This window comes from Streptomyces sp. NPDC097619 (assembly GCF_040302735.1).
Lineage (GTDB): Bacteria > Actinomycetota > Actinomycetes > Streptomycetales > Streptomycetaceae > Streptomyces.
The window spans coordinates 52,677-63,592 of the sequence record NZ_JBEOSD010000029.1; the positions used below are offsets into that span (position 1 = coordinate 52,677).

9 protein-coding genes are annotated in these 10,916 nt (G+C 70.2%); 7 read left to right on the forward strand and 2 right to left on the reverse strand.

Features of this window, described 5'->3' with window-relative positions; all coding sequences use genetic code 11:
* Positions 1-194 precede the first annotated feature (194 nt).
* Both ABTZ17_RS11225 and ABTZ17_RS11230 read left to right on the forward strand, forming a co-directional pair.
* The gene (locus tag ABTZ17_RS11225) at positions 195-1,235 is read left to right on the forward strand and encodes an aldo/keto reductase (RefSeq protein WP_352195293.1); all 1,041 of its coding nucleotides are present in this window, start codon (positions 195-197) and stop codon (positions 1,233-1,235) included.
* A 20-nt stretch (positions 1,236-1,255) separates the two neighbouring features.
* Positions 1,256-1,843 carry a TetR/AcrR family transcriptional regulator gene (locus ABTZ17_RS11230; protein WP_352195294.1) on the forward strand — a complete coding sequence of 196 codons (588 nt, stop codon included), beginning with the start codon at positions 1,256-1,258 and terminating at the stop codon, positions 1,841-1,843.
* A gap of 140 nt (positions 1,844-1,983) precedes the next feature.
* On the opposite strand, the gene ABTZ17_RS11235 is transcribed toward ABTZ17_RS11230, so the two are convergent.
* Positions 1,984-3,366, reverse strand: coding sequence for a glycine--tRNA ligase (locus ABTZ17_RS11235; RefSeq protein ID WP_352195295.1), 1,383 nt, complete (start codon positions 3,364-3,366; stop codon positions 1,984-1,986).
* A gap of 164 nt (positions 3,367-3,530) precedes the next feature.
* Between ABTZ17_RS11235 and ABTZ17_RS11240 the strand changes: the two genes are divergently transcribed.
* From ABTZ17_RS11240 to ABTZ17_RS11250, 3 genes are read left to right on the forward strand one after another with little or no spacing between them, the layout of a single operon-like run.
* The gene (locus ABTZ17_RS11240) at positions 3,531-4,508 is read left to right on the forward strand and encodes a metal ABC transporter substrate-binding protein (protein ID WP_352195296.1); all 978 of its coding nucleotides are present in this window, start codon (positions 3,531-3,533) and stop codon (positions 4,506-4,508) included.
* A gap of 38 nt (positions 4,509-4,546) precedes the next feature.
* Entirely contained in the window at positions 4,547-5,365 is an 819-nt protein-coding gene (locus ABTZ17_RS11245) for a metal ABC transporter ATP-binding protein (protein WP_352195297.1), read from the forward strand.
* Positions 5,365-6,285 (forward strand): metal ABC transporter permease, encoded by a 921-nt coding sequence (locus ABTZ17_RS11250; RefSeq protein WP_352195298.1) that lies wholly within the window; start codon positions 5,365-5,367, stop codon positions 6,283-6,285. The genes ABTZ17_RS11245 and ABTZ17_RS11250 overlap by 1 nt, the downstream gene beginning before the upstream one ends.
* 38 nt (positions 6,286-6,323) lie before the next feature.
* Here ABTZ17_RS11250 and rpsT read toward each other — a convergent pair whose 3' ends face one another.
* Positions 6,324-6,590: a 30S ribosomal protein S20 gene (rpsT, locus tag ABTZ17_RS11255; protein WP_352195299.1), complete on the reverse strand. Its 267-nt coding sequence runs from the start codon at positions 6,588-6,590 to the stop codon at positions 6,324-6,326.
* A 186-nt stretch (positions 6,591-6,776) separates the two neighbouring features.
* Here rpsT and lepA point away from each other — a divergent pair, with 186 nt between their 5' ends.
* Together lepA and ABTZ17_RS11265 are read left to right on the forward strand one after the other, a co-directional pair.
* On the forward strand, positions 6,777-8,648 hold the full coding sequence (gene lepA / locus ABTZ17_RS11260) for a translation elongation factor 4 (protein WP_352195300.1): 1,872 nt from the start codon (positions 6,777-6,779) through the stop codon (positions 8,646-8,648).
* Between the two features lie 248 nt (positions 8,649-8,896).
* Positions 8,897-10,786, forward strand: a complete 1,890-nt coding sequence (locus ABTZ17_RS11265; protein ID WP_352195301.1) for an AMP-dependent synthetase/ligase — start codon at positions 8,897-8,899, stop codon at positions 10,784-10,786.
* Positions 10,787-10,916: the final 130 nt, after the last annotated feature.

A 10,916-nucleotide genomic window follows, 5' to 3' on the forward strand; every position in this document is an offset into this window, starting at 1 on the left:
CCGGTGGAGAGGGTTTTCCTCCGGCGGGGCTCGTTTTCAGCCGACTGTTCGCTGACAGACCACTCCGCCGGAGCGCTCCGAACGGCCCGCCGCGCCCATTTCAAGCCCCCGCGAGGGCCCCGATCCCGGAGGGGCTGACACCCACACGACTGACAGATATTGAACTCTGTCAGTCGTCATGTCATTCTCTTTCCATGACCTCGCACACGAGCACCACCCCTGCCACCCCCGCCCCCGCCCGCACCCTGGGCCGCACCGGCCCCACCGTCTTCCCGCTCGGTCTCGGCTGCATGGGCATGTCCGCCCTCTACGGCGAAGCCGACCGCACCGAGTCCGTGGCCACGATCCACGCCGCCCTGGAGGCCGGGGTCACCCTCCTCGACACCGGCGACTTCTACGGCATGGGCCACAACGAGCTCCTGATCAACGAAGCCCTCCGCACCGCCCCCGCGGCCCTCCGCGAGCAGGCCCTGACCAGCGTGAAGTTCGGCGCGCTGCGCACGGTCGAGGGCGGGTTCACCGGGTACGACGGCCGCCCGGAGGCCGTGAAGAACTTCCTCGCGTACTCGCTCCAGCGCCTCGGCCGGGACCACGTCGACGTGTACCGGATCGCCCGCGTGGACCCGCAGGTCCCGATCGAGGAGACCGTCGGCGCCATCGCCGAGGCCGTGCAGGCCGGGCACGTCCGGCACATCGGCCTTTCCGAGGTGGGGGCGGACAGCCTGCGCCGGGCCGCCGCCACGGCCCCCATCGCCGACCTCCAGATCGAGTACTCCCTGGTGTCGCGCGGCATCGAGGAGGAGATCCTGCCGACCGCCCGCGAGCTGGGCATCGGCGTGACGGCGTACGGAGTCCTCTCGCGCGGTCTGATCAGCGGGCACTTCACCCGGGACCGCCTCCTCGCCCCCGGCGACTTCCGCGGCATGAGCCCCCGCTTCCAGGGGGACAACCTCCACCGCAACCTCGACCTGGTGGAGGCCCTGCGCAAGGTGGCGGAGGGGCGCGGCATCACGGTGGCGCAGGCCGCCATCGCCTGGGTGCTCTCGCGGGGCGAGGACATCGTGCCGCTGATCGGCGCCCGTCGCCGGGACCGCCTGGCCGAGGCCCTGGGAGCCCTGGAGGCCACCCTGGACGCCGCCGACCTGGCCGCGATCGAGGCGGCCGTCCCCGTCGGGGCGGCCGCGGGCGAGCGCTACCCGGCGGCCCAGATGGCCCACCTGGACAGCGAGCACTGACGGACGGGTACCGTCGTTCCATGCCAGCCGCCGAAGCCCTGACCCCCGAGCGCATCCTCGAAGCGACCGAGGAGGTGCTGCGCCGGTACGGGCCCACCAAGGCCACCGTGGTGGACGTGGCCCGCTCCCTCGGGGTCAGCCACGGCAGCGTCTACCGGCACTTCCCCTCCAAGGCCGCCCTGCGCGAGGCCGTCACCGAGCGCTGGCTGCACCGGACGGTCGGGGTGCTGGAGGAGATCACCGCGGCCCCGGAGCAGCCCGCTCCGAGCAAGCTGGAGAGCTGGCTGGAGGCCCTGTTCGAGGCGAAGCGGCACAAGGCGGGGGACGATCCCGAGCTGTTCGCCACCTACACCGTGCTGCTCTCGGAGAACAGCGGCGTGGTCGACGAGCACCTCGCCGAGCTGATCGCCCAGCTGGTCCGGATCATCGGCGAGGGGGTGGCGGCCGGCACCCTCGGCGCCCCGGACGTCCCCGCCGCCGCCCGGGCCGTCTTCGACGCCACCTCCCGCTTCCACGACCCGCAGTACGCGCCGGAGTGGCGGCTGCCGGGGATCCGGCCGGAGTTCGAGGCCGTGACCTCCCTGGTCATCCGCGGCCTCCGCCCCTGACGGACCCACCACGACGGGACCCACCGGGACGGACCCACGGGGACCGACCCACGACGAAGGCCGGCGCCCCGGCGCGCTCCTCGCGCGCCGGGGCACCGGCCTTCGTCCTGCGGCGGGGCGGCGGGACCGCCCCCACCGGTTCAGCAGCCGAGCAGACGGGCGCCCAGGTAGGCCTGGATCTGGTCCAGGGAGACCCGCTCCTGCTTCATGGTGTCGCGCTCGCGCACCGTCACGGCGTTGTCGTCGAGGGTGTCGAAGTCGACGGTCACGCAGAACGGCGTGCCGATCTCGTCCTGGCGACGGTAGCGGCGGCCGATGGCGCCCGCGTCGTCGAACTCGATGTTCCAGTTCTTGCGGAGGTCCGCGGCCAGGCCCTTGGCCTTCGGGGACAGCTGCGGGTTGCGGGACAGCGGCAGCACCGCGACCTTCACCGGGGCCAGGCGCGGGTCGAGGCGCATCACGACGCGCTTCTCCATGACGCCCTTGGCGTTGGGGGCCTCGTCCTCGATGTACGCGTCGAGCATGAAGGCGAGCATGGCGCGGTTGACACCGGCCGCGGGCTCGATGACGTACGGCACGTACCGCTCGCCGGCCTCCTGGTCGAAGAAGGACAGGTCCTGGCCGGAGGCCTCGGAGTGCGCCTTCAGGTCGAAGTCGGTGCGGTTGGCCACGCCCTCCAGCTCGGAGAACTCGTTGCCGCCGAAGTTGAAGCGGTACTCGATGTCGGCGGTGCGCTTCGAGTAGTGGGAGAGCTTCTCCTTCGGGTGGTCGTACCACCGGATGTTCTCGGCGCGGATACCCAGGTCCAGGTACCAGTTCCAGCGCTCGTTCATCCAGTACTCGTGCCACTGCTCGTCCTCGCCCGGCTTGACGAAGAACTCCATCTCCATCTGCTCGAACTCGCGGGTCCGGAAGATGAAGTTGCCCGGAGTGATCTCGTTCCGGAAGGACTTGCCGGTCTGCGCGATGCCGAACGGCGGCTTCTTGCGCGAAGTCTGCTGGACCGCGGCGAAGTTGGTGAAGATGCCCTGGGCCGTCTCGGGGCGCAGGTACGCCTTGGAGCCGGTGTCCTGGGTCGGGCCGAGGTGGGTCTCCAGCATGCCGGAGAACTGCTTGGGCTCGGTGAACTGGCCCTTGTTGCCGCAGTTGGGGCAGTTGATGTCCGCGAGGCCGTTCTCGGGGAGGCGGCCGTGCTTGGCCTCGTACGCCTCTTCCAGGTGGTCGGCACGGTGCCGCTTGTGGCAGGCGGTGCACTCGGTCAGCGGGTCCGAGAAGGTCGCCACGTGACCGGAGGCCACCCACACCTCGGGGGCGAGGATCACGGAGGAGTCGATGCCCACGACGTCCTCACGGGAGGTGACCATGGCCTTCCACCACTGGCGCTTGATGTTCTCCTTGAGTTCGACACCCAGCGGCCCGTAGTCCCAGGCGGCACGCTGACCGCCGTAGATCTCACTGCACGGGTAGACGAAGCCACGGCGCTTGCTGAGGCTGACGATGGTGTCGATCTTGTCGGCGGCCACGATGCTCTCTTCATTACGAGGACGAACGCGAATGCCTCAGGTTACCGGCGGCCGGGGCCCCACTTTCAAATCGGTTCCCCGCGCACCCCTTCCCACCGCGCGCACGCGAGGCCGCACGCAGGGGCTTTTGACAATGATTCTCATCTTTGATGAAAATGAGTGTCATGAACGTACGACGCCTCATACCCGCCACCGCCCTCGCCGGAGCCGTCGCGCTCGGTGCCACCGCGCTGACCGCCTGCTCCGGAGGCGCCTCCGCCGACGGCGCCAACGGCGGCAAGCTGGACGTCGTCGCCTCGTTCTACCCGCTCCAGTTCCTCGCCCAGCAGATCGGCGGGGACCACGTGAAGGTCACCTCGCTGACCAAGCCCGGGGTCGAACCCCACGACCTGGAGATCACCCCGCGCCAGACCGCACAGCTCGACGAGTCCGACGTGGTCCTGTACCTCAAGACCCTCCAGCCCGCCGTGGACAAGGCCGTGGAGCAGTCCGGAGTCTCCGCGAAGGTGGACGCCGCGAAGCTGACCACCATGGAGGTCCACTCCGCCGACGGCCACGACCACGGCTCCGACGAGGCCGGTCACGCCGAGGAGGACCACGGTCACGACCACGGCGAGGCCGGCGAGGACCCGCACGTCTGGCTGGACCCGGTGAAGTACGCCGAGATCGCCGAGGGCGTGGGCGCCGCCTTCGCCAAGGCCGACCCGACCCACGCCGCCGCCTACGAGAAGAACGCCGCGGACCTCACCGGCAAGCTCAAGGCCCTGGACACGGAGTTCAAGGACGGGCTGAAGAACAGCGCCTCCAAGACCTTCATCACCACCCACTCCGCCTTCGGCTACCTCGCCGAGCGCTACGGGCTGGACCAGGAGGGCATCTCCGGGGTGGACCCGGAGTCGGAGCCCAGCCCGGCCCGGATGAAGGACCTCCAGGCTCTGGCGAAGAAGGAGAAGGTCTCCACCGTCTTCTTCGAGACTCTGGCGAGCCCCAAGACCGCGGACACCCTCGCCCGCGACCTCGGCCTGAAGACCGACGTGCTCGACCCCCTGGAGGGGATCACCGACGACTCCCAGGGCCGGGACTACTTCGAGGTCATGCGGTCCAACCTGAAGAACCTGCAGAAGGCGCTCGGCGCCAAGTGACCACCCCGGCAGCACCGGCAGCATCGGAGGCGCAGTCCATGAACGCGCACACGGACACGGCGACGGGACCGGCGAACCCGGCCACCGCCGCGGAGCAGCCCGTCATATCCCTGCGCGGGGCCACCGCCTCGCTCGGCTCGCGCACCGTGCTGCGCGGGGTCGACCTCACCGTCCGCCGCGGCGAGGTCGTCGCCCTGCTCGGCGCCAACGGCTCCGGCAAGTCCACGGCCGTCCGCTCCGTCGTGGGCCAGGTGCCCCTCAGCGGCGGCGAGCTGGACCTCTTCGGAACCCCCTTCGGCAAGTTCCGCGCCTGGTCCCGGATCGGATACGTGCCGCAGCGGACCACGGCCGCCGGCGGGGTGCCCGCCACCGTCCGCGAGGTGGTCTCCTCCGGGCGGCTGGCCCGCTCCCGCTTCGGACTGCCCCGCAAGGCCGACCGGGCCGCCGTGGACCGCGCCCTGGCCCTCGTGGACATGCTGCCGCAGGCCGGCTCCTCGGTGAACGCCCTCTCCGGCGGCCAGCACCAGCGGGTCCTCATCGCCCGCGCCCTGGCCGTGGAGCCCGAACTCCTGATCATGGACGAGCCGATGGCCGGCGTGGACCTCGCCAACCAGAAGGTCCTGGCCAACGCGCTGCGCACCCAGGTCGCCGCCGGGGCCACCGTCCTGCTGGTCCTGCACGAGCTGGGCCCGCTGGAGCCCCTCATCGACCGGGCCGTCGTCCTGCGCGACGGCTGCGTGGTCCACGACGGACCGCCGCCGGAGGCCGTGGGCCAGCACGCCCTGCCCGGCCACGACCACGTACACCCCCACGCGGCCCACGACGCCGAGCCGCTCCGGACGGGACTGCTGAGCTGATGGAATTCCTGACCCCCGCCTTCATGCAGCGGGCCCTGATCGCCGCCGCCCTGGTCGGCATCACCGCCCCCGCCATCGGCACCTACCTCGTCCAGCGCCGGCAGGCCGTCATGGGCGACGGCATCGGGCACGTGGCCATGACCGGTGTCGCCCTCGGCTTCCTCTTCCAGACCAGCCCGGTGTGGATGGCCACCCTGGTCGCCGTCCTCGGCGCCGTCGGCATGGAGCTGATCCGCTCCCGCGGCAAGACCAGCGGGGACATCGCCCTCGCCGTGCTCTTCTACGGCGGCATGGCCGGCGGCGTCATGATCATCAACCTGGCCCCGAGCGGATCCACCTCCAACCTCGTCGGGTTCATGTTCGGCTCGATCACCACCGTGGCGCCCGAGGACGTCGTCGCCATCGCGGTCCTCGCGGTCTTCGTGATGGCCGTCACGCTGGGGCTGCGCCGCCAACTGTTCGCGGTCTGCCAGGACGAGGAGTTCGCCAAGGTCACCGGCCTGCCGGTGCGGGCCCTGAACCTGCTGATCGCGGTCACCGCCGCGGTCACCGTCACCGTGGCCATGCGCATCGTGGGCCTGCTGCTGGTCAGCGCCATGATGGTGATCCCCGTCGCGGCGGCCCAGCGGCTGACCCGCGGCTTCGCCACCACCCTGGCGCTGGCCATCGGCATCAGCGTCAGCGTGGCCCTGACCGGCACGGTCACCACCTACTACGTGAACGCACCCTCCGGCGCCGCCATCGTCCTGCTCGCCATCGGCGTCTTCCTGGTCCTGTCCGTGGTCTCCGCGCCCCTCGCCCGGCGGCGGGCGGCCCGGAAGTCCGCGGCGGCCGGGGCCTCCGGTGAAGCTCGGTGCCCCACACCCGCGTGGCGAACGCAGGCCGCGTGTGGGGCGGGGTGCCGGTCAGGAGCGGGGTAGAGGGCCCGCTGGGTCCGTCCCGGCGATCACATCAGTGCTCAGCCCTGGAGGGAGGCAACCTTGATCGCCAGCGCCGACTTCTTGTTGGCGGCGGCGTTCTTGTGGATGACACCCTTCGAGACGGCCTTGTCCAGCTTCCGCGAGGCGGCACGGGCCGCCGCGGTGGCCTTCTCGGCGTCGCCGGCGACGACGGCCTCGTTGGCCTTGCGGATGAAGGTGCGCAGCTCGGACTTGACGGACTTGTTGCGAAGGCGGGCCTTCTCGTTCGTCTTGTTCCGCTTGATCTGGGACTTGATGTTCGCCACGAAAGAGCCTTTTCAGGTTCAGAGTTTGATCTTCGGATTGTGACTCGACAGCTGAGAGGGCATACGAGACACAGCTGCCCAGGCTACCAGGCGCACTCCGACCGGCCCAAACCGAGCGTCGGGCCCCGCTCGTGGGACCATGGAGCCCGAGTATCCATAGTCATCGCCCGAGAACCAGGACCTTGCGTGCCCGCGATCCCCAGCCACGTGCCCGAGCCGAGCCGTACCGACCCGGCGCTGATCCGCAATTTCTGCATCATCGCGCACATCGACCACGGCAAGTCGACTCTCGCCGACCGGATGCTCCAGCTGACCGGTGTCGTCGACCAGCGCCAGATGCGTGCCCAGTACCTCGACCGCATGGACATCGAGCGTGAGCGGGGCATCACGATCAAGTCCCAGGCCGTCCGTCTGCCCTGGTCGCCCACGGTGGGCGACGGTCAGGGCAAGACGCACATCCTGAACATGATCGACACCCCGGGCCACGTGGACTTCACCTACGAGGTCTCCCGGTCGCTGGCGGCGTGCGAGGGCACCGTGCTGCTCGTGGACGCGGCGCAGGGCATCGAGGCGCAGACCCTCGCCAACCTGTACCTGGCGATGGAGAACGACCTCGCGATCGTCCCGGTCCTGAACAAGATCGACCTCCCGGCGGCCCAGCCGGAGAAGTTCGCCGAGGAGCTGGCGAACCTGGTCGGTTGCGAGCCCGACGACGTCCTGCGGGTCTCGGCGAAGACCGGTGTGGGCGTGGACACCCTGCTGGACCGCGTGGTGCAGACCGTTCCGGCGCCGGTAGGCGTCAAGGACGCCCCCGCACGCGCGATGATCTTCGACTCGGTCTACGACTCCTACCGCGGCGTGGTCACCTACGTCCGTGTGGTCGACGGCACGCTCAACAAGCGCGAGCGGATCCGGATGATGTCCACCGGCGCCACCCACGAGCTGCTGGAGATCGGCACCAACTCGCCCGAGATGCTCCCCGCGGACGGTCTGTCCGTGGGTGAGGTGGGCTACCTGATCACCGGTGTGAAGGACGTCCGCCAGTCCAAGGTGGGTGACACCATCACCCAGATGACGGGCGGTGCCACCGAGGCCCTGGGCGGTTACAAGGACCCCAAGCCGATGGTGTTCTCCGGCCTCTACCCGCTGGACGGCTCGGACTACCCGGACCTCCGCGAGGCCCTGGACAAGCTGCAGCTCAACGACGCCGCGCTGGTCTACGAGCCGGAGACCTCCGCGGCCCTCGGCTTCGGTTTCCGCGTCGGCTTCCTCGGCCTGCTGCACCTGGACGTGATCCGCGAGCGCCTGGAGCGCGAGTTCGGCCTCGACCTGATCGCCACCGCCCCCAACGTGGTCTACCGCGTGGTCCTGGAGGACGGGAAGGAGGTCACCGTCACCAACCCGAGCGAGTTCCCCGAGGGCAAGATCTCCGAGGTGTACGAGCCGGTCGTGCGTGCCACGATCCTCGCCCCCAGCGAGTTCATCGGCTCGATCATGGAGCTGTGCCAGACCCGCCGCGGCACCCTGCTGGGCATGGACTACCTGTCCGAGGACCGGGTGGAGATCCGGTACACCCTCCCGCTCGCCGAGATCGTCTTCGACTTCTTCGACCAGCTGAAGTCCAAGACGCGCGGTTACGCCTCCCTGGACTACGAGCCCACCGGCGAGCAGAGCAGCTCCCTGGTCAAGGTGGACATCCTGCTCCACGGCGACAAGGTGGACGCCTTCTCGGCCATCACGCACAAGGACGCGGCGTACGCGTACGGCGTCCGGCTGGTCGCCAAGCTGCGCGAGCTCATCCCGCGGCAGGCGTTCGAGGTGCCCGTGCAGGCGGCCATCGGCTCCCGGGTCATCGCCCGCGAGACCATCCGCGCCATCCGCAAGGACGTCCTCGCCAAGTGCTACGGCGGTGACATCTCCCGTAAGCGGAAGCTGCTGGAGAAGCAGAAGGAAGGCAAGAAGCGCATGAAGATGGTCGGCTCGGTGGAGGTCCCGCAGGACGCCTTCATCGCCGTCCTCTCCAGCGACGAGTCCGGCGGCGGCAAGACCAAGAAGTGACCGTGGACCAGTAGCTTCGCCCTGCCGTCCGAACGGGCCCCCGCGCAGCCGCGCGGGGGCCCGTTCGTTATAAAGCGGCCGCTCGCGGCCTCTTACGCACCGGACGGACGGCCTCTAGTCTGATCTCTGCTCGATGGTTACTCGCCAGTTAAACAGTCGGCAGCACCGCCATGGTCCCGTTCGCGGAGGCGGTCGGTCCGGTTGACCGCCAGCCAGTCCCACGTACGCCGCGTGGTCCGGAGGATGTCGTGAGCGACACACAGACCTTGATCGAGAACCGTCCGCCCACCGTGGCCGTGCTCTTCCAGGAGCGCGTCGCGGCCACCCCGGACGCCGAGGCCTACCGCTATCCCGTGCCCGCGCCCTCCGGCCAGGGACCGGACGACTGGAAGTCGCTCAGCTGGGGCCAGGCCGCGGAGCGGGTGTACGCCATCGCCGCCGGCCTGATCGCCCTCGGAGTGGAACCGGAACAGCGCGTCGCGCTCTCCTCCAGCACCCGCGTGGAGTGGATCCTCTCCGACCTGGGCGTGATGTGCGCGGGCGCCGCGACCACCACCGTCTACCCCAGCACCAACGCCGAGGAATCGGCCTTCATCCTCGCCGACTCCGAGAGCCGGGTGCTGATCGCCGAGGACGCCGCGCAGCTCGCCAAGGCCCGCGAACGCCGCGCCGACCTGCCCGCCCTGCACCACGTGGTGGTCCTGGACGCCGCCGCCGCGGTCGCCGAGGAGGGCGACCCGGAAGGCTGGGTGCTCTCCCTGGCCGACCTGGAGGCCCGCGGGGCCGAACTGCTGGCGAAGCGGCCCGAGGCCGTCGACGAGCGGATCTCCGCGATCACCGCGGACCAGCTCGCCACCCTGATCTACACCTCCGGCACCACCGGCCGCCCCAAGGGCGTCCGCCTCCCGCACGACAACTGGTCGTACATGGCCAAGGCCATCGTGGCCACCGGCATGGTCGGCCCGGACGACGTCCAGTACCTGTGGCTGCCGCTCGCCCACGTCTTCGGCAAGGTCCTCACCTCCGGCCAGATCGAGGCCGGGCACGTCACCGCCCTCGACGGCCGGGTCGAGAAGATCATCGAGAACCTGCCGGTCATCCAGCCCACCTACATGGCCGCCGTGCCCCGGATCTTCGAGAAGGTCTACAACGGCGTGGCCGCCAAGGCCCGCGCCGGCGGCGGAGCCAAGTACAAGATCTTCCAGTGGGCCGCCGAGGTCGCCCGCGAGTACGCCCGCACCTCCCAGGACAACTTCCGCCGCACCGGCACGGCCTCCGTACCGATGGGCCTGCGCGCCAAGCACAAGGTCGCCGACGCCCTCGTCTACTCCAAGCTCCGCGACGCCTTCGGCGGCAAGCTGCGCGCCGCCATCTCCGGCTCCGCGGCCCTCGCCCCCGAGATCGGCTACTTCTTCGCGGGCGCCGGGGTGCACATCCTGGAGGGCTACGGGCTCACCGAGTCCAGCGCCGCCTCCTTCGTCAACCCGGGCGAGGCCTACCGCACCGGCACCGTCGGCAAGCCGCTCCCCGGCACCGAGGTCCGCATCGCCGACGACGGCGAGATCCTGCTCCGCAGCCCCGGCATCATGGAGGGCTACCACCAGCTGCCCGAGAAGACCGCCGAGGTCCTCGAAGCCGACGGCTGGCTGCACACGGGCGACATCGGCGAGCTCTCCCCGGACGGCTACCTGCGCATCACCGACCGCAAGAAGGACCTGATCAAGACCTCGGGCGGCAAGTACGTCTCCCCGGCCGAGATCGAGGGCCAGTTCAAGGCGGTCTGCCCGTTCGTGTCGAACATCCTGGTGCACGGGGCCGACCGGAACTTCTGCTCCGCCCTCATCGCCCTCGACGAGCCCGCCCTGCTCGGCTGGGCCGAGGACAACGGGCTCGCCGGCAAGACCTACGGGGAGGTCGTCGCCGACCCGCGGACCCGCGAGATGGTCCAGGGCTACGTGGACACCCTCAACGGCAACCTCCAGCGCTGGCAGACGGTCAAGAAGTTCGCCCTGCTGCCCCGCGACCTCGACGTGGAGCACGGCGAGCTCACCCCCAGCCTCAAGTTGAAGCGGCCGGCGGTCGAGCGCGAGTTCAAGCACCTCATCGAGGAGATGTACCAGGGCTCCCGCGAGGCGTAGCCCGCGCCGCCGGAAGGCGGGGCCGGGCGGCACCGTCCTCGGCGCGGTCCTGCACGGCGGCCAGGCCAAGGAGAAGAAGCCCCTGGGCCGCAAGGGCAAGGGCCGCCGCGGCGGGACCCACAGATCGGCC